Annotated in this window: 17 protein-coding genes; 8 read left to right on the top strand and 9 right to left on the bottom strand. The window is 73.8% G+C overall.

From position 1 onward, the window contains the following. The first annotated feature begins 2 nt into the window (after nt 1-2). Entirely contained in the window at nt 3-149 is a 147-nt protein-coding gene (locus AB0K10_RS25920; RefSeq protein ID WP_007457988.1) for a hypothetical protein, read from the top strand. Nucleotides 150-195: 46 nt separating this feature from the next. Then, entirely contained in the window at nt 196-951 is a 756-nt protein-coding gene (locus AB0K10_RS25915; RefSeq protein ID WP_363687559.1) for an EcsC family protein, read from the top strand. A 22-nt stretch (nt 952-973) separates the two neighbouring features. On the opposite strand, the gene AB0K10_RS25910 is transcribed toward AB0K10_RS25915, so the two are convergent. After that, entirely contained in the window at nt 974-1,825 is an 852-nt protein-coding gene (locus tag AB0K10_RS25910; protein WP_363687557.1) for a GDSL-type esterase/lipase family protein, read from the bottom strand. Between the two features lie 187 nt (nt 1,826-2,012). On the opposite strand from AB0K10_RS25910, the gene AB0K10_RS25905 reads away from it, so the two are divergent. The 5 genes from AB0K10_RS25905 to AB0K10_RS25885 are packed head-to-tail and all read left to right on the top strand — an operon-like array spanning nt 2,013 to nt 6,589. Further along, the gene (locus AB0K10_RS25905) at nt 2,013-2,276 is read left to right on the top strand and encodes a DUF6343 family protein (RefSeq protein ID WP_363687555.1); all 264 of its coding nucleotides are present in this window, start codon (nt 2,013-2,015) and stop codon (nt 2,274-2,276) included. A gap of 12 nt (nt 2,277-2,288) precedes the next feature. Then, nucleotides 2,289-3,704 (top strand): NADP-dependent succinic semialdehyde dehydrogenase, encoded by a 1,416-nt coding sequence (locus AB0K10_RS25900; RefSeq protein ID WP_363687553.1) that lies wholly within the window; start codon nt 2,289-2,291, stop codon nt 3,702-3,704. A 52-nt stretch (nt 3,705-3,756) separates the two neighbouring features. Next, nucleotides 3,757-4,722 carry a TIGR03885 family FMN-dependent LLM class oxidoreductase gene (locus AB0K10_RS25895; RefSeq protein WP_363687551.1) on the top strand — a complete coding sequence of 322 codons (966 nt, stop codon included), beginning with the start codon at nt 3,757-3,759 and terminating at the stop codon, nt 4,720-4,722. Nucleotides 4,723-4,760: 38 nt separating this feature from the next. Further along, on the top strand, nt 4,761-6,335 hold the full coding sequence (locus AB0K10_RS25890; RefSeq protein WP_363687549.1) for a Na+/H+ antiporter: 1,575 nt from the start codon (nt 4,761-4,763) through the stop codon (nt 6,333-6,335). Next, nucleotides 6,332-6,589: a UBP-type zinc finger domain-containing protein gene (locus AB0K10_RS25885; protein WP_007458001.1), complete on the top strand. Its 258-nt coding sequence runs from the start codon at nt 6,332-6,334 to the stop codon at nt 6,587-6,589. The genes AB0K10_RS25890 and AB0K10_RS25885 overlap by 4 nt, the downstream gene beginning before the upstream one ends. 325 nt (nt 6,590-6,914) lie before the next feature. Here AB0K10_RS25885 and AB0K10_RS25880 read toward each other — a convergent pair whose 3' ends face one another. From AB0K10_RS25880 to AB0K10_RS25855, 6 genes are all read right to left on the bottom strand, one after another. Next, nucleotides 6,915-8,222 (bottom strand): MFS transporter, encoded by a 1,308-nt coding sequence (locus AB0K10_RS25880; protein ID WP_363687547.1) that lies wholly within the window; start codon nt 8,220-8,222, stop codon nt 6,915-6,917. Next, nucleotides 8,222-8,362, bottom strand: coding sequence for a hypothetical protein (locus tag AB0K10_RS25875; RefSeq protein ID WP_363687545.1), 141 nt, complete (start codon nt 8,360-8,362; stop codon nt 8,222-8,224). The genes AB0K10_RS25880 and AB0K10_RS25875 overlap by 1 nt, the downstream gene beginning before the upstream one ends. 488 nt (nt 8,363-8,850) lie before the next feature. Further along, nucleotides 8,851-10,101, bottom strand: coding sequence for a DUF222 domain-containing protein (locus AB0K10_RS25870; RefSeq protein ID WP_363687543.1), 1,251 nt, complete (start codon nt 10,099-10,101; stop codon nt 8,851-8,853). A gap of 131 nt (nt 10,102-10,232) precedes the next feature. Further along, nucleotides 10,233-10,391, bottom strand: coding sequence for a hypothetical protein (locus tag AB0K10_RS25865; RefSeq protein WP_363687541.1), 159 nt, complete (start codon nt 10,389-10,391; stop codon nt 10,233-10,235). A 201-nt stretch (nt 10,392-10,592) separates the two neighbouring features. Next, nucleotides 10,593-10,856 (bottom strand): hypothetical protein, encoded by a 264-nt coding sequence (locus AB0K10_RS25860; RefSeq protein WP_363687539.1) that lies wholly within the window; start codon nt 10,854-10,856, stop codon nt 10,593-10,595. Between the two features lie 75 nt (nt 10,857-10,931). Next, nucleotides 10,932-13,541: a glycoside hydrolase family 9 protein gene (locus AB0K10_RS25855; RefSeq protein ID WP_363687537.1), complete on the bottom strand. Its 2,610-nt coding sequence runs from the start codon at nt 13,539-13,541 to the stop codon at nt 10,932-10,934. 274 nt (nt 13,542-13,815) lie between these two features. On the opposite strand from AB0K10_RS25855, the gene AB0K10_RS25850 reads away from it, so the two are divergent. Continuing rightward, nucleotides 13,816-14,541, top strand: a complete 726-nt coding sequence (locus AB0K10_RS25850) for a protein phosphatase 2C domain-containing protein (RefSeq protein WP_363687535.1) — start codon at nt 13,816-13,818, stop codon at nt 14,539-14,541. Nucleotides 14,542-14,548: 7 nt separating this feature from the next. Here the strand turns inward: AB0K10_RS25850 and AB0K10_RS25845 are convergent, their stop codons facing one another. Next, the gene (locus AB0K10_RS25845) at nt 14,549-17,254 is read right to left on the bottom strand and encodes an ATP-dependent helicase C-terminal domain-containing protein (RefSeq protein WP_363687683.1); all 2,706 of its coding nucleotides are present in this window, start codon (nt 17,252-17,254) and stop codon (nt 14,549-14,551) included. 30 nt (nt 17,255-17,284) lie between these two features. Then, complete coding sequence (locus tag AB0K10_RS25840) at nt 17,285-17,485, bottom strand: DUF397 domain-containing protein (protein WP_007458015.1); 201 nt, start codon at nt 17,483-17,485, stop codon at nt 17,285-17,287. Nucleotides 17,486-17,524 lie beyond the last annotated feature (39 nt).

Here is a 17,524-nt window from a genome sequence, read left to right as displayed (position 1 = left end):
TTATGTCTTTGATGCAGCGGATCAGCACGTTCCTGAGATCGCCGAAGGGTCAGCAGTTGGTGGACCGGGGTCGGCGCGAGCTGGCCAAACCCGACAACCAGCAGAAGCTCAAGGGGTTGGCGGCGCGGCTGTCCAACCGCCGTCGCTGACCGCGCCACCGGCCGTCCTACCCGTACCCACCCCTGGGGAGACCCGGTGACCGACACCCCGCCCGTCGGCGGTCAACCCGCCGCCCCCACGCCCGAGCCGTCGGCCGACCTGCCGGTCGCGCCGGCGGCCGCCCCCGAGGGGCCGCCGGCCCGACTCTGGGACCGGATGCGCGACGATCCGCAGTACGCCCCGGAGCACCTCGCCCTGGAGGCGGTGCGCCGGCTCGGGCCGGAGGCCGCCCAGTGGGCCGACCGGGCCCGCAGCGAACACCCCGGTGTCTCGTCCGACGTCCTGGCCGACCAGGCGGCCCGCAAGTTCGTCAACCTCGCTCGGCTGTCCGGAGCGGTCTCCGGCGCCGCCGGGCTGCCCGGTGCCGTCCTCGACGTCGGCGTGCTGGCCTGGACCCAGGCGCGCATGGTGTTGCACATCGCCGCCGCGTACGACGTCGACCCGCTGCACAGCGACCGGGCCACCGACCTGCTCGTGCTCCAGCGGGTGCACAAGGTCGCCGAGAGCGCCCGGCTGGCGCTCGGGGTGGCCGCCGGGCGGGAACGCGCCGACGCGCTCTTCGGCCTGGGTGGCCAGCGTCCGCTCGGCCGGGTCATGTTGCAGCTCGGCGTGCGGCTGGCCCAGATGGCCGGCGTGCGGGCGGCCAAGCGACTCGTCGCCAAGATCGTGCCGGGTGCGGCGATCGTGCTGGGCACCTGGGCCAACTCGTCCGCCACGAAGGATCTCGCCGAGCGCTCCCGGGCGCTCTACCGCCAGCGCGGCGCCGGCGTCCCGGAGCCCCGCCGCCCGTGAACCGGCCCCCGAGAGGGGCGGTTCAGTCGGCCAGGCCCGAGGAGCGCCAGGTCACCTCGGCCAGCCGGCCCTGACCCGTGGCGTTGGGGTGGAACCAGTCCAGCGGGTTGAGCAGGTCCAGGGTGAACCGGACCTTGTGCGCGGCGCCGCCGTCGTGCCGGCACCGTGAGCCGTACGCCCGGCAGGCCGCCACCAACTGCGCGTTGTACGCGTCGATGCGGTCCCGGACGGCGGCCCGGCGCGCCTTGTCGGCGGGGGCCATCGACGTCGCGTTGGCCAACAGGGCCGGGCAGATGCCTCGCCGCCAGGCGCGTGCCGCGCGCGAGTCGCCGTGCCCGACCTCCCACAGCCGGTAGAGGTCGGGGATGCTCACCACCAGCACCCGAGCCTTCGGTCGGCCGCTGCGCAGCACCCGTAGACCCCTGTCGACGTCGGCCCGGAACTGGGTTACCGGGGTCATCGCGTCCACGCCGCCCCGGCAGATGTCGTTGGCGCCGATCAGCACGGTGACGTAGTCGGCGCGGTCGCGTACCGCTGCCTGGGCCTGGCCTTCGAGCGCGTCGGCGCGGGCGCCGGGCTTGGCGTGGTTGTACGTCCGACCGCGGATCGCGGAATTCTGCTCCAGCAGCCGGCGGTAGTGGCTCTGCACCCGCAGGCCGTCCCCTGTCGACCAGGAGTTGCGCTCGCAGGAGGTGAGCACGAGGCAGGAGGCGAAGCCGGTGCTGATCGAGTCGCCGAGGGCGGCGATGCCGCCGGGCCCACCGGACGACGGCGAGCTCTTCGTGGGGCGGGGGGAGGCCGACGTGCCGCCCTCGCAGGCCAACGCGACAAGCGCGGCGAGACAGGCCAGGGCGGCGACCCACCGTCGAGGCATGGCATCCCCCGTCTCGCAGCACAGAGCGACAGCGCGGTAACTCTATGCGCTGGATGTGGTGCGGCGGGAAGTTGCTGTCGGGTATGCGGCCGAGTGCCGTCAAAGGTGCCACCGGAGTGCTATAACCGCCGCCCGCGCGAGCGATGGCTACCGGTTAACGACGCCGATCGCGGGTAGATCAGGAGGTATGACGAGATCGCAGCCCCGGCGCGCCCGTGGCACGGTCGGCCACGCGTACAGCGCGCTGAACCTTCGGCTCACCCTCGCCAGTTTCGGGTTGGTGATCATGGTGGTGTTCGCGGTGCTGGCGTTCTGGGCCGGGCTCGCCTGGCTCGGCGTGCTCTGCGCGATCCTCGCGGTGGTCGCCGTGGTCGATCTGGTCGTGATCCAGCGCCGCCGCGCCGCTCGCCGCCGCGAGGAGCCAGGCGTACGACACTCGCTGTTCGAGTGACAGGAGGACGAGATGCCCCACATCGCCACCACCAACCCCGTTACCGGACAGGTACTCAAGACCTATGAGGCGATGTCCACCGAGCAGCTCGACGCCGCCATCGAGCGCGCCGACCTCGCGTACCGACAGTTGCGGGGAACGACCGTCGACGAGCGCGCCCGGTGGATGAACGCCGCCGCCGACCTGCTGGACGCCGAGCGCGACGAGATCGCCCGGATCATGACCACGGAGATGGGCAAGACGTACGTCGCGGCGCAGGCCGAGGTGACCAAGTGCGCCGCGGCGGCCCGCTTCTACGCCGAGCGGGCGCCGGGGTTCCTCGCCGACCAGCCGGCCGACGCCGCCGCCGTCAAGGCGACCCGCGCCTTCATCCGCTACCAGCCCATCGGCGTGGTGCTCGCGGTGATGCCGTGGAACTTCCCGCTCTGGCAGGTGATGCGCTTCGCCGCCCCGGCGCTGATGGCCGGCAACACCGGCCTGCTCAAGCACGCCTCGAACGTGCCGCAGACCGCGCTGCTGCTGGAGGACGTGTTCCGTCGCGCCGGCTTCCCCGAGGGGGCGTTCACCACACTGCTGGTCGGCTCCGACGCCGTCGAGCGGATCCTCGCCGACCCCCGGGTACGCGCCGCCACCCTCACCGGCAGTGAGGCGGCCGGGCGTTCCATCGCCCAGATCGCCGGCCGGGAGTTGAAGAGGACAGTGCTGGAGCTGGGCGGCAGCGACCCGTTCGTGGTGATGCCCTCGGCCGACGTGGACCGGGCCGCCGAGGTGGCCACCACCGCCCGCTGCCAGAACAACGGCCAGTCCTGCATCGCCGCGAAGCGGTTCATCGTGCACACCGACGTCTTCGACGCGTTCGCCGAGAAGTTCGCCGCGAACATGGCCGCGCTGCGCGTCGGCGACCCGATGGACCCGGACACCGACGTGGGCCCGTTGGCCAGCGAACGGGGTCGCGACGAGGTGCACGCCCAGGTGCGCGACGCGGCGGACAGGGGCGCGACAGTGCTCTGCGGCGGCGAGCTGCCGAGCGGCGACGGGTGGTTCTACCCACCGACGGTGGTCACCGACCTGACGCCCGAGATGCGGATGTGGTCCGAGGAGGTCTTCGGCCCGGTCGCCGGCCTGTACCGGGTGTCCTCATACGAGGAGGCGATCGAGGTCGCCAACGGCACCAGCTTCGGGCTCGGCTCCAACGCCTGGACCCGGGACACGGCCGAGCAGGAGCGCTTCGCCACCGACCTGGACGCCGGCAACGTCTTCGTCAACGGGATGACCACCTCCTACCCGGAACTGCCGTTCGGCGGCGTGAAGAACTCCGGCTACGGCCGGGAACTGTCCGAACTGGGCATGCGGGAGTTCTGCAACATCAAGACGGTCTGGGTGGGTGAGGGCGCGGCCTCCGCCGGCGCCGGCGCGCACGCCGAATAGCTTCCGAAGCGGTACGCATCAGCGGACGACGTCATGGGTAGGAAGTGCGCCCATGACGTCGTTCGGATTCCACGCCTCCCACGAGCAGATCCCTCCCCGCGCGCTGCTGGAGGCGGTGGTGCACGCCGAGCGGGCCGGCTTCGACGCCGCCATGTGCTCCGACCACTTCTCCCCGTGGAGCGCCCGGCAGGGTGAGTCCGGCTTCGCCTGGTCCTGGCTGGGTGCCGCGTTGCAGGCCACCGGCATGTCGTTCGGCGTCGTCAACGCCCCCGGACAGCGTTACCACCCGGCGATCATCGCGCAGGCGATCGGCACCCTCGGCGCGATGTACCCGGGCCGGTTCTGGGCGGCGCTGGGCACCGGCGAGGCCAGCAACGAGCACATCACCGGCGACGTGTGGCCGCGCAAGGACGTTCGCGCCGCCCGGCTGCGCGAGTGCGTGGACGTGATCCGGGCGCTGCTGGCCGGGGAGGAGGTCAGCCACGACGGCCTGGTCCGGGTGGACCGGGCCCGGCTGTGGACCCGCCCCGAGGAGCCGCCCGCGCTTGTCGGCGCCGCCGTCAGCGTCGCCACCGCCCGGTGGTGCGCCGAGTGGGCCGACGGGCTGATCACCGTGAACGCCCCGCTGGCGCACCTGCGCGAGATGATCGACGCGTACCGGGACGCCGGTGGGCGCGGGCCACTGCACCTGCAGGTGCACGTCTCCTGGGCGCCGGAGCAGGCGCAGGCCGAGGCGCTCGCGTACGACCAGTGGCGCAGCAACGTCTTCGCTCCTCCGGTCTGCTGGGACCTGGAGACCGTCGAGCACTTCGACGTGGTCTCGGCCGACGTGCCGCGCGAGCGGATCGCCCAGGTGGTGAACGTCTCGGCCGACCTGGGCCGGCACGTCGGCTGGCTGGAGGAGTACGCGGCGCTCGGCTTCGACCAGATCGCCCTGCACCACGTGGGGCAGGAGCAGCGCGGGTTCATCGACGCGTTCGGCGCCGAGGTGCTGCCGAAGCTGCGACCGACCGGCTGATCAGGACCCGGTCTGTCGCACCCCTAGGCTCGTACCCCATGGAAAGCCTGTTTCCGGTCGTCGTCTTCCTGGCGATCGCCACCCTCGGCGCCGCGCTCGCCCGCCGGCTCGGCCTGCTCGCGCCGATCGTGCTGGTCGTGCTCGGCCTGGCGCTCTCCTTCGTGCCCGGCGTCCCGCACGTCGAGCTCGACCCGGAGTTGGTGCTTGTCGGTATTCTGCCGCCGCTGCTCTACGTCGCCGCGCTGGAGACGTCGGTGCCGGCGTTCAAGAACAACATTCGTCCCATCCTGTTGCTCGCGGTCGGCCTGGTGCTCTTCACCGCGTTCGTGGTCGGGTTCGTGCTGCACCTGCTGCTACCGCAGGTGCCGTTCGCGATCTGCCTGGCCCTCGGCGCGGTGGTCGCGCCACCGGACGCGGTGGCCGCCACGGCTGTCGCGCGTCGGGTCGGACTGCCCCGCCGGGTGGTCACCATCCTGGAGGGGGAGAGCCTGGTCAACGACGCCACCGCGCTGGTGCTGCTGCGGGTCGCCACCATGGCCACCGCCGGCTCGGCGGTCGGCGCCACGGACGTCAGCCTCCAGGTGCTGCGGGCCACCGGCGGCGGCATCCTGATCGGCGCGCTCGGCGCGGTGGTCTTCGGCTTCCTGCACCGACGGATCACCGACCCGCTGCTGGACAACGCCCTGTCGTTGATCATCCCGTTCGCGGTGGTGTTCGCCGCCGAGGCGGTGCACTCCTCCGGCGTGGTCGCGGTGGTGGTCACCGGGCTGGCGCTCGGCCACAAGCTGTCCCAACTGCTCTCGGCGGCCTCGCGGTTGCAGGTTGGCGCGTTCTGGCGGCTGGTCCGGTTCCTGCTGGAGGGGCTGGTGTTCCTGCTGGTCGGGTTGCAACTGCGGGAGGTGGTGCGCGACCTCGACGAGCCGGCCGGCTCGCTCGTCGTCATCACCGTCGCGGTGCTCGCCACCGTCTTCCTGACCCGTTTCGTCTGGCTCTTCCCGGCCACCTACCTGGCTCGGCTGGTTCCCCGGATCCGCCGCCGCGACCCCGCCCCGTCGCCGAAGTTCCCGGTCATCATCGGGTGGGCCGGGATGCGGGGCGTGGTGACGCTCGCCGCCGCCCTGGCCCTGCCGCTGACCCTGGCCGACGACGAGCCGTACCCCCGGGCCCTGTTCATCTGGTTGGCCTTCGCGGTGATCGTTGTCACCCTGGTCGGTCAGGGCGCGACGCTGCCGTTGGTGGCCCGCCGCCTGAAGCTGCCCCAGGACGACCCGGTGCAGGACGCGCTGTCGGCCGCAGGGGTGCAGCAGCAGGCCAGCAGGGCCGCACGGGATCGGCTGGAGGAGCTGGCCGAGGGGGCACCCCCGCCGGTGGTGGACCGGCTGCGCCGGGTGGTGGAGGACCGCACCAACATGGCGTGGGAACGGCTCGGTGGGAACGAGCGGGAAACCCCGTCGCAGGCGTACGGTCGGCTCCGACAACAGATGATCGACGCCGAGCGGGACGTGTTCCGGGCCGCCCGGGACTCCGGTCGCATTCCTGAGGAGGTGCTGGTGCGGGCCTATCGTGACCTGGACCTGGAAGAGTCGTTGCTGCGGCAGGAGGTCGAGCAGTGAGCTGTCAGCACCTGACCGAGGCGGGCACCGCCGAACCGCGCACCCCCGACGAGTGCGCCGACTGCGTGGCCATCGGCAACACCTACTGGGTGCACCTGCGCACCTGTCTGAGCTGCGGGCAGGTGGGCTGCTGCGACTCGTCGCCGAACCAGCACGCGAGCAAGCACTTCGCGGCCACCAGCCACCCGGTGATCCGCTCGGCCCAGCCGGGCGAGGACTGGCGCTGGTGCTTCGTCGACGAGGAGATCGGCTGACGGTCCCGGACGGCGTTGGCCGGCCGGTCCTGCCCATCGCAGGAGCGGCCGGCCACCGTCCACCGGCTCGTCATGAGGACCGGCGTAGCAAGGCAGCTGAGCACTGCTCATGGCAGTCCGGCCCGGTCTCGCCGGGTGGCTGAGGTTCACCGGGCGGTCAGGCCCGGATTGCGGGGCGGCTGGCCTTCGCTCACCGGCCGATTCGGTTGGGCGACGCGGGGCGGCTGGCTTTCGCTCACCGGCCGATTCGGTTGGGCGACGCGGGGCGGCTGGCTTTCGCTCACCGGCCGCTCAGGCTCGGCGACGCGGGGCGGCTGGCTTTCGCTCACCGGCCGCTCAGGCTTGGCGTCGCGGGGCGGTCGGCCAGGGCCCACCGGGTGAGCGCGGGGCTGGCCAGGCCCACCACGGCGAAGATCCCGCCGACGGCCAGCCAGCCGGGCACCCCGCCGTCGAGGACGACAAGTGTCAACAGTGCCGGGCCGGCGGCGCGGGCCAGACCGGCGATCATGCCGTCCGCACCCTGGTAGGCGCCGACCGCGTCTGGCGCAGCGAGGTCGTAGGCGAGTCCCGCTCCGCCTGCGCCGTGCCACAGGTCGCCGACGGTGTAGACGCCGGTGGCGACCAGCAGCAGTGCGACAGCCGCCGTGGTGGGCAGGCTGGCGGTGGCCGCGTACAGCAGCATCGCGGCGGCCAGCACCACCCCGGCCCGGCGCATCGTCCGAGCCGCCGGGGCCGCGGTGTCCGCGCCCCGGCTCAGCCGCACCGCCAGCAGCACGGTGAGCAGCGTGTTGGTCAGCAGCACCGCCGCCACGACGGGCGGGGGCGCTCCGACCTGCGTCACCGCCCAGAGGGGCACCACAAGCGTCAGTACCGTCTGGTGGAGGGCGAGTACCGCCGACGCGCCACTCACCGCGAGGAAACGACAGTCACGCAGAGGCCGCCCACGACGGGCAGCGGCCGTCGGGGCCGGCGCGGTCGTGAGCTGCGCGGTCGTGGCTTGCGTGGTCTGGGCCCGCGCGGCTGAGGGTGGCGCGGGCGTGGGCTGCGCGGTGGGGGGGAACGCCGGCAGCCGTAGCAGCAGCGCCGCCGACACGAGATAGGTGACCGCGTTGCCGGCCACCAGGATCTGGTACGCCAGGTGCGAGTCGGCTGCCAGCGCGAACCCCGCCAGACCCGACCCGACCGCGATGCCCAGGTTGGCCACCGCCCGTAGCGTGGCGAAGGCGTGCACCCGCCCCTGCGGGCCCGCGACTGCGGCGACCAGCGCGGCGCGGACCGCGAGGTTACCGGAGGCCAGCAGGAGTTCGAGCACCGCGACGGCCAGGAACACCGGGAACGAGCCGACGATCAGGTACATGGCCGCGACCACCGCCTGGAGCACCTGCAGAACGGCCCGCAGCGTACGTGGGTCGCGCCGGTCGGCGAGGCTGCCGAGCGGCACGCTGGCGCTCAGACCGACCAGCCCGGCGACGCTGAGCCCGGCGCCCACCTGCGCGGCGGAGAGCCCCACGTCCCGGGTGAGGTAGAGGGCCGCGCCGGTCAGCCACAGTCCCGAGCCGACGGTGTTCGCCAGCGTGGCGAGGGAGAGGGTGCGCAGCCGTCCGGACGCCGGCAGCGGCGACACGCCCCACATCAGCGCACGGCGATCGCGCCCGAGGAGACGTAGACAAATGGGCCTGTCTCGGCGGTCTGACCGCCCTGGATTGCCCATTCGTCGTCGGAGGCCCGGTCGCTCTGGGCGGACCGTTCGAACGTGTCTCCGTTGACCGTCATGGTGTCGACGTTAGGGAACACCGGGCGGCGTTGACCGTCCCGAACGACGCGAGCCCGGTCACACTGGCCCGCAGCGACGGCATGGCTGTCAGGGAGTGCCATCGCAGTGGCCGGCGGCGCCGCCGCCGACCGGCGAGGGACGCCGACCGGCACCGCCGGCGCCGGCGAGGGAGGCCGACCGCCGACCCGCCGAGGGACGCCGACCGCCGACCCGCCGACCGACACCCCCGCCCCGCCGAGGGACGTCGACCGACACCGCCGCCCGCCGAGGGACGCCGACCACCGACCCGCCGAGGGACGTCGACCGACGCCGGTGCGGGGGCATTTCTGGCGTTCCCGCCTTACCCTGGGCGACTGTCGCCGGTGTCAACTGCGGTACGAGTGAGCAAAAGTCCACAAGGGTGCGGCGGGACGGCCAGCGACACCGTCGCGTGGGCAGCGGCGTTCGGCACGTCCGGCGATGTCGTACACCTGGGATGGGGTTGTGGTCACGTCCGCCGGTGGTAGAGGTTGCGGCGGGGGACCTGGGCGGGGTCGAGCCACGCCGGCGGGACGAAGTCGGGGTGGCCGTCGGGGCCGAGGCGGACGGCCCACTCGCCGCGGTGGACGTGCCGGTGGTGGTGGCCGCAGAGCAGCACCGCATTGGCCAGGCTGGTGTCACCGCCGTCGGCCCAGTGCCGGATGTGGTGGGCGTCGCACCAGCGGGGCGGGCGGTCGCAGCCCGGAAACGCGCAGCCGCGATCCCGTAGGACCAGGGCGCGTCGGAGCGGCCCGCTGACCAGGCGGCGTTGCCGGCCCACGTCGAGTGTCTGACCGGCGCTGCCGAGGACGGCGGGCAGGATCGCCGCGTCGCAGGCGAGACGGCGGACCGTTTCCGGGGTGAGCCGGAGGCCGGTGTCCAGGGCTCCCACGTCGAGGTGCCGGGTCAGCGCGTCGAAGCTGGTGGTGACGACGAGTTGGGCGTGCTCCCCGCCGTGCTCCGGCAGCTCGCCGGTGCGCAGGGTGAGACGGCAGAGGTCGGCGAGCGCGTCGTGGCGACGTTGCCCCGGGCTGCGCGTGTCGTCCAGGCCCGATGGTGCGGTCAACGGGTCGATCGCGGCGCGCAGCAGGCCGGCGGCCTCGGCATCCAGGCTGCCGGTCAACCGCAGGCGGCCATCCGACAGCTCGGACAGGGTGACATGGCGATCCCGGGCGGATCGGCGGGCCTCGGCCTCCAGCGCCGCCCGGGCAGCGGCCTCGGCGACCTCCGGGGCGACGTGGTCGAGGATGCGGGTGCCCAGCTTGCGCAGCAGAGTCGGCTCGAACTGCCCGGCCCACTCGACCAGCACGCCGACCGCCTTGTCGGCGGGCTCGGCGCCGGCGGCGGCCTGCACGGTGCGAACCGTGTCGCCGATGACCCGAGCCTGCTCCACACTGATGTCTCCGTTGGCCAGAGCGGCCCGCACCCCGGGTGCTCCGCTGTCCAGCGCGCCGGCCAGATCGACCAGCCGGCGGGCGGCGGGGACTGTGAGCCGTAGCCGGTCACGCAGCCAGACGGCCGTCGAGGACGCGCCCTGCGCCTGGGCCGTGCCCCGGCCGTCCAGCTCATGCACCAGGGTCAGCTGCACGGCCGCCAGACGCTGCTCAAGCCGGTGGGCGGCCTCGATGGCCGCGACGAGGTCGGGCTCGGTGAGAGCCCAGGCCGGCGCGTCGACGCACGCGGCGACCGCCGCCTCCGCCTGCGCCAGCCCCTCGAACATGGACCGACAATAGAACAGGTGTACGACAACTTCGGAGGCGTGCGCGGGGAGGCTCCCTCATTCGGCTGGCCGGAGTGCGGCCATCTGGCACTGCTTCACTGGGCTGTGCGCCCACGCCAGAAGCCGCTCGATCAACTGGGGTACGCCTGGAGCGCGTTCCGCGCCCACGTCAACATCTCGCACCCGTCGTCCTGGCACTGCATGCAGCGGCTCGGCGGCAGGTGATGCTGGTTGATCACCCTTTGCGCGGTCCAGATCACGAGCGCTGGCGTCACGGGTCCGTCGTCCATGGGCAAAGCTCCACCTCCGAAGACAGGTAGATCCCGTCATCGATCTCCGATTAGGCGGTACGGCAGTGCGGAGCCGGAAGTGCCTTCAGGTGTCCCGCGCTCGCACCAGGCGCGAAAGGTCGACCCTGACGCGCGCTGAGACGGCCCGAAGCCCGGCAGGGGTCCCCGCCGCCTTCCGTGTCCTCGGCGGTGGAGCGGGCGTCAGGGCATCCCGCCGGAGTCGCTGGCGACGCCACTGCTGGAGGCCTGGTTGTCGTCTCCGCCGTAGCCCTTGCCGCGCAGGCTGCCACGGCGCTGGCGGCGCTGGTCGTGCCCGCTCGCCCGGATCGCCTGGCGGGCCCGGCGCATCGTCTCCGCGGGCCCGTCGGCCCGGGCGCGGTGACGTCGTCGCCGTGCGACGACCGACAGGGCGGCCAGCAGGAGGACCGTCACCGTTCCGGCCAGGATCCACGCTCGTCCGTCCATGTTCCTGATGGTAGGTACGCGGGTCCAGCCGAGCTGGTGGCCGCCCGGAGGAGGGCGGCCACCAGCCGTGCGTGCTCAGGACAGCGAGCAGGCGTTTCCGTTGACGGTGACCAGACCCGGCTGCGGGTTGGCGCCGCCGCCGGTTGTCGCGTTGAAGCCGAACGTCACCGTGCCGCCGGGGGCGATCTTGGCGTTGTACGACTCGTTCTTCGCCGTCACCGTCGCGCCGGCCTGGGTGACCTTCGCCAGCCAGGCCTCCCGGACGCGCTGGTCACCCGTGAACGCGAACCGCACGGACCAGCCGTTGACGGCGGTCGTGCCGGTGTTGCGCACGGTCAACTGCGCCGTGAAGCCGGTGCCACCCTGCCAGGCGCCGTAGTTGGCGTAGCTCACCGAGCAGGTGGTGGCCGGCACCGCGCCGGCCTCGCCCTGGTCGGCCAGGAACGAGGAGATCCAGGCCAACGCCGAGTTCCAGTTGATCGCGACCTCGTTTGTCGAGTACGAGTTGATGTCGTCGACGTAGCAGAACTGCGGCGCGCAGCCGGCGAGCAACTGCGCCACGAACGGATCCTGCAGGGCCGCGTTCGCGCCACCGGCGAGGGAGCCGGCGGGCGGGCGGGGCAGGTCCGGGTTGAGCTGGTGACCGAAGATCCGGCTGTGCTGGTTCTGCGCGTTGTGTTCGCCCCAGCCGGTGACGTAGGAGATGTTCAGGGCGTTGCGGCCGAGGATGTAGTCCATCGCCTGGACAGCGCCGTCGCGGTAGCTGGCGTTGTGGGTCAGGTCGAAGGCGGTGGCCAGGACGATGGCGTTGTTGATGATGCTGCTGTTGCCGCCCCAGAAGTAGCTGTTGGCGTCACCGGGCATCGGCAGCCCGTACGCCTGCCGGCGCAGCTCGGCGAGGTAGGCGTCGGCGGCGCCGGTGACCGAGGCACGGACCCGGGTCAGCTCGGCGGCCGGCAGCCCGTTGGGCACGGTGGCCAGGTCGAGACGGCCGAGCGCCGCGACGCTCTGCCAGCCGAAGCCACGGGGGTCGAACACGTCGCCGGTGTGGTGCGGCGAGGCGCTCAGGTCGGTCAGGTAGGTCTGCTCCCCGGTGCTGAGGTACAGCTCGACCGCCGCCCAGTAGAACTCGTCGGTGACGGTGCCGTCGTCGTACGCGCCGCCGCCGGTGCCGTCGGTCGGGCTGGCGTACACCGCGGGGTGGGCCTTGGCGGCGGCGTAGGCCGTCTTCGCGGCAGTGGCGCAGCGGCCGGCGAACGCCGCGTCGTAGGGGGCGAACAGCCGCGCGCACTGGGCGGCGGTGGCGGCCAGGTTGAGGGTGGCCGCGGTCGACGGCGGGTGCAGCTCACGCGGCTGTGGGTCGTCCTGCGGGGCGAGCGGCAGGCCGGTCCAGTTCTGGTCGTGGATCTTGTGGTGCACCATGCCGGCGAGGGGCTTGCCGGCCGGCACCTGCATGCGCAGGAGGAACTCCAGCTCCCAGCGGGCCTCGTCGAGGATGTCCGGGGTGCCGTTGCCGCGCTCGGGTACCCGCAGCGTGCTGTCGGCAAGCCCCGCGCCGCCGGCCGCGGTGGCCGCCGTCTTGGTCCGCTCGAAGGTGTTGAGCAGCTGGTAGGTGGCGATGCCGCCGTTCACCACGTACTTGCCGTGGTCGCCGGCGTCGTACCAGCCGCCGCGCACGTCGAGGGAGTAGTCGCAGACACCCGGCTGGCAGGGCACGTTGGTGTCGCCCTTGTTGGGCGCCACGTCCAGGTGGCCGGCGGGGCGGGCGTACTCGTCGCCGATCAGGTCACCGTCGATGGCGATGCCGCTGCGCTGGGCGTAGAAGAACTGCATCGAGTCGGCGCGCAGCCGGTCGTAGAGGGTGCCGGAGATGTCGAACGGGTGGCTGGTCTCGCCGTCGACGGTCAGGGTCAGTCCGCTGCCGGGCGTGCGGTAGCTGGAGAAGTCGACTGTCTGCACGTTCTGGGCGGAGGCCGCGTCCACGCCGCGCGTGGTGGTGGTGCCGCTGGCCAGGACGGCGCCGGCGGCCGAGCGCAGCTGCCAGGGCAGCGGCTCGGTGGCCTCGGTGACCACTGTGGCGTTCTTCGGGCCGCCGGGCAGGTAGCCGACCTGGTTGACGCGCACCCGTGGCCCGGTGTCCGGCTCGTACGGCGCGGGTGGCTCGCCGCCGCGCAGCGAGACGTCGTCCAGGCAGATGGTCTGCGTCGCGGCGCTGCCGCCGACCTGGAAGATCAGTTGGGCGTTCGGGTTGTCGTCCGGGACGGTGAAGGTCTGCTCGACCCGCTGGGCGGTGCCGGTGGCGGTGGCGTCCACGGCCGCATACGTGGTGTACGGGGCGCTGCCGAGCTGCAGCACGGCCTTGACCGCCGCGCCGGGGGTGGCGGAGACGTCGAAGCCGAGGGTGTATTCGGCGCCGGCGATCAGTGGCACCCCGTCCTGGCCGATGCCGGCGTCCCAGGGGTTGGCCAGCCCGCCGGGGACCGTGGTGCAGAGGCGGCCGTCGGTGACCGCGAGCGCGCCGGTGCCGAAGGAGAACCAGGGGCTCACGCCGGCGCTGAAGTCGCCGTTGTCGATCTGCTCGGGGGCGTCCGGTGGAGGGTCGGCGTGGGCCGCGCCGGCGCCCGCGCCGATGAGGGCCAGGGTGGTCGCCGCGGCCAGGAGTAGGCGGCGTCGGGATGGCGTCACGGGGAGTCCTTCCGGGACGGGAAGAGGAACGGTGATGGCGATGCCGTGGTGCTGCGATACCTGGGAGCGCTCCCAGGTATCGGCTCGATGTTTCCAGCGGGGGATCGCCCTGTCAATTGATCCGACTGGATGGGTTCTGGCGTGCGACGAGGGCGGTCGGTCCGGCGGGCGCACCCCGTCGCGCCGGCAGGGCGACGTGAGATTCGCCGCGCCACGCGCCGTGGTCCTGATCTCCTAGAGACAACTGCGCCCTTCGCCTGGCAGGCTGCCTCCCATGACCCTGAAGCTGCGTTCGGTGGGAACGAGCGACCGTGGGCTGATCCGCAGCGGAAACCAGGATGCCCTGCACGCAGGCACCTGGCTCGTCGCCGTCGCCGACGGCATGGGCGGAATGGCCGCCGGTGACCTGGCCAGCTCGCTCACCATCGACGCGGTCGCGCCGCTGGACGTGGAGACACCCGAGGACGCCCTGGTGGCGGCCCTCCAGGACGGCATCGCGCTGGCCACCGCCCGCATCCGGCAGGCGGTCGCCGACGACTCCGAGCGCCAGGGCATGGGCACCACGCTCACCGCCCTGCTCTTCGCGCGTACGGGCAGTTGCCTGGCGCTCGCCCACGTCGGCGACTCCCGGGCCTACCTGTTCCGCGAGGGCGTGCTCAAGCAGGTCACCCGCGACGACACCTTCGTCCAGATGCTCGTCGACCAGGGCGTGATCACCGCCGACCAGGCCAGCAGCCATCCGCGCCGGGCCGTCGTCACCCAGGCGTTGCAGGGCGAGGACGTCTCCCCGTCGTACGCGACGATGGTGCCCCGGGCCGGCGACCGGTGGCTGCTGTGCAGCGACGGCCTCTCCAACGTCGTCCGCCCGGACACCCTGGCCGAGGTGCTGACCACCTACCCGGACCGGTCCGCCTGTGCCGGCAAGCTGATTGACCTGGCGCTGCACGCCGGCGGTCCGGACAACGTCACGGTGGTCGTGGCCGACGTCGTCGAGGAGTAGCCGACCCTCACCGTCGGCGCGGCGCTGCCCGCCGGGTGGGCGTCGCCGTGCCCGGGTCCTCCGGCCACGGATGCCGGGGATAGCGACCGCGCAGCTCCGCGCGGACCTGCGGATAGCCGGTACGCCAGAACGACGCCAGATCCGCGGTGACCGCCACCGGCCGGCCGGCGGGGGAGAGCAGGTGCAGCAGCACCGGCACCCGGCCGCCGCCGATGCGCGGGGCCGCCGGCCAGCCGAACGTCTCCTGGAGCTTGACCGCCAGCACCGGCGCCGCCGGGTCGGCGTAGTCCACCCGGATCCGCGAACCGCTTGGCACCTCGAGGCGTTCCGGCGCCAGCTCGTCGAGGCGCGCGGCCTGGGCCCACGGCAGCAGCCGGCGCAGCGCCGAGGTCACGTCCATCCGGCTCAGGTCGGCGCGTCGCCGGGCGGCGGCCAGCTCCGGCCCCAACCAGGTCGGCGCGGCCGCGAGCAGCGCCTCGTCGCCGACGTCGGGCCACTCGGCGTCGAGGTGGTGGCGGCAGAACGCCATCCGCTCGCGCAGCCCCCGTGCCGCAGGCGTCCACGGCAGCAGCCCCAGCCCCTCCTGGCGCAGGCCGGTCAGCAGAGCCGCCGCCACCTCCGCCCGGTCCGGGCGGTCCAACCGCCGCGCCACCAGCTCGATCGCGCCCAGCCGGGTCACCTCCCGGGCCACCACGTCCCCGTCGGACCAGCCCACCTCGCGGCGCGTGGACAGCAGCGGACCCGCCGCCTCCCGGGCGGTCGCCTCGTCCACCGGTGTGGCCCGGCGGATCCGCGCCGACGGCGCGCCGGGGCGGCGGTCCGCGACGGCCACCGCGAGCCAGTCGGAGCCGGCCAGCCCCGACCCGGCGGCCAGCTCCGCGGCGGTCCCACCCGTCATGAGGTACGCGGACCCGCCCGGCCGCCGCACCCGGGCCAGCCGTTCCGGGTACGCGAGACCGACCAGCAGCCCGGCGGCGAGATCGTCGGTGAGCCCGCCCGAGCCGGCTCGCCCACCGGACCCACTGCCGGCGAAGTCAGCGTCGGTCCGCCTGCCGGCGAAGTCAGCGTCGGCCTTCCTGACGGCGGAGTCGGCGGCCGCCCGCCTGCCGGCGAAGTCAGCGTCGGTCCGCGTGACTGCGGAGTCGGCGGCCGCTCCGGGCGTGGAGCCGGCCCGTCCGCCGGCCGTGCGGCCGGTCGGGTCGGCGGGCAGCGCGGCGCGCAGCCGGCGTACCTCGGTGCGCCAGCGGGCCGTGGCGCCCGCGTCGGTCCCGGCGCGCAGCCGACGCCAGCCGGCCACCAGGTCGTCGCCCGGGCCGGCCGCGCTCTCCTCGGCGAGCAGGGCCACCACCTCGGCGGCGCGATCCGCGCCGACCCGACCGGCGCCGTCGAGCAGCGCCCGAGCCAGCCGCGGGTGCGCCCCGGCGGAGGCGATCAGCCGACCCCGCCCGGTGATCCGGCCCGTCCCGTCGACCGCGCCCAGTGTTTCGAGGGTGTCCCGGGCCACCGCCATCGCCGCGGCCGGCGGCGGATCGGGCAGCGCCAACCCGACGCCGTCCGGGCGTCCCCAGGCGGCCAGCTCCAGCGCGAACCCGGTCAGGTCGGCGGTGGCGATCTCCGGCTCTCCTCGGGCGGGCAGCCGCTCGTGGGTCGCCTCGGACCAGCAGCGGTAGACGTACCCGGGGGCCTCCCGGCCGGCCCGGCCGGCCCGCTGGGTGGCTGCGGCCCGGGAGACCGGCACGGTGATCAACGCGCCCAGTCCCCGGGCCAGGTCGATGCGGGGCACCCGGGACAGTCCGGCGTCCACCACGACCCGCACGCCCGGCACGGTGAGGCTCGTCTCGGCCAGCGCGGTGGACAGCACCACGCGCCGCCGGCCGTCCGCGACGCCGGGACGCAGGGCCAAGTCCTGCTCGGCGCCGCGCTGGCGGCCGTGCAACGGCAGCAGGTCGACGGTGTCCCGCAGGTCGCCGAGCCGTCCGGCGACCGCGGCGATCTCACCGGCCCCGGGCAGGAAGACGAGCACGTCGCCGTCGTGCTCGCGCAGCGCCCGCCGGACGGTCGCGGCCACGTGGTCGAGCAGGGCGCGGTCCACCGGCCCGGCCCCCGGCGGCGGGACCGGCCGGGCCGGCGGCGCCCAGATCCGCCGTACCGGGTGCAGCGCCGACTCGGCCCGGACCACCGGGGCGGCGGCGGTACCGCCGAGCAGCGCGGCGAACCTGTCGGTGTCCGGCGTGGCGGACATCGCGAGCAGCCACAGGTCCGGTCGGAGGGTGGCCCGGGCCTCCACCGCGAACGCCAGCGCGAGGTCCGCGTCGAGCTGCCGTTCGTGGCACTCGTCGAGCAGCACCGCGCCGGTGCCGGGCAGCTCCGGGTCGTGGTGCAGTCGGCGGACCAGCAGGCCGGTGGTGACCACCTCGATCCGGGTGGCCGGGCCGACCCGCCGCTCGCCGCGCACGGCGTAGCCGACCCGCTCGCCGACGCGCTCGCCGAGCAGCTCGGCCATCCGCCGGGCCGCGGCGCGCGCCGCCACCCGGCGGGGTTGGGCGATCACCACCCGGCCGTTGACCCGGTCGGCCACCGCGAACGGCGCGAGAGTGGTCTTGCCGGTGCCCGGCGGGGCGACCAGGACCGCGGCGCCGGCCGCGTCGAGCGCGGTCAGCAGCGCCGGCAACGCCGGACGGACCGGCAGGTCCAGGGTTACGTCGGAGAGCACGGCCCAGTCTCGCACCGGCACCCGGGGAACTCAGCCGCGACGGACCTCGGCGAGACCGTGCAGGAACGAACGCCAGGCGGCCGGGCCGAACGCGAGCGCCGGGCCGGAGCGGTCCTTGCTGTCCCGGACGGCGATCCGACCGTCGACTGTCGCGACCTCCACGCAGTTGCCGTTGCCACTGCTGCGCGTGCTGGTGCGCCAGTCGGCCCGGGTCAGGTCGAGCGCCGTCATCCGTGGTACCTCTCGTCTGCGTCGGCGTGCCGCAGACGC

The organism is Micromonospora sp. NPDC049274, from assembly GCF_040678875.1.
Taxonomy (GTDB): Bacteria; Actinomycetota; Actinomycetes; order Mycobacteriales; family Micromonosporaceae; genus Micromonospora.
This window is presented reverse-complemented; position numbering and strand designations above follow the sequence as displayed.

Coding starts and splice junctions, on each gene's coding strand:
- AB0K10_RS25880 (WP_363687547.1), bottom strand. CDS start 8,222: ATGTGGGGCGTGTCGCCGCTGCCGGCGTCCGGACGGCTGCGCACCCTC.
- AB0K10_RS25850 (WP_363687535.1), top strand. CDS start 13,816: ATGACCCTGAAGCTGCGTTCGGTGGGAACGAGCGACCGTGGGCTGATC.
- AB0K10_RS25900 (WP_363687553.1), top strand. CDS start 2,289: ATGCCCCACATCGCCACCACCAACCCCGTTACCGGACAGGTACTCAAG.
- AB0K10_RS25875 (WP_363687545.1), bottom strand. CDS start 8,362: ATGACGGTCAACGGAGACACGTTCGAACGGTCCGCCCAGAGCGACCGG.
- AB0K10_RS25860 (WP_363687539.1), bottom strand. CDS start 10,856: ATGGACGGACGAGCGTGGATCCTGGCCGGAACGGTGACGGTCCTCCTG.
- AB0K10_RS25910 (WP_363687557.1), bottom strand. CDS start 1,825: ATGCCTCGACGGTGGGTCGCCGCCCTGGCCTGTCTCGCCGCGCTTGTC.
- AB0K10_RS25840 (WP_007458015.1), bottom strand. CDS start 17,485: ATGACGGCGCTCGACCTGACCCGGGCCGACTGGCGCACCAGCACGCGC.
- AB0K10_RS25895 (WP_363687551.1), top strand. CDS start 3,757: ATGACGTCGTTCGGATTCCACGCCTCCCACGAGCAGATCCCTCCCCGC.
- AB0K10_RS25865 (WP_363687541.1), bottom strand. CDS start 10,391: ATGGACGACGGACCCGTGACGCCAGCGCTCGTGATCTGGACCGCGCAA.
- AB0K10_RS25890 (WP_363687549.1), top strand. CDS start 4,761: ATGGAAAGCCTGTTTCCGGTCGTCGTCTTCCTGGCGATCGCCACCCTC.
- AB0K10_RS25920 (WP_007457988.1), top strand. CDS start 3: ATGTCTTTGATGCAGCGGATCAGCACGTTCCTGAGATCGCCGAAGGGT.
- AB0K10_RS25905 (WP_363687555.1), top strand. CDS start 2,013: ATGACGAGATCGCAGCCCCGGCGCGCCCGTGGCACGGTCGGCCACGCG.
- AB0K10_RS25870 (WP_363687543.1), bottom strand. CDS start 10,101: ATGTTCGAGGGGCTGGCGCAGGCGGAGGCGGCGGTCGCCGCGTGCGTC.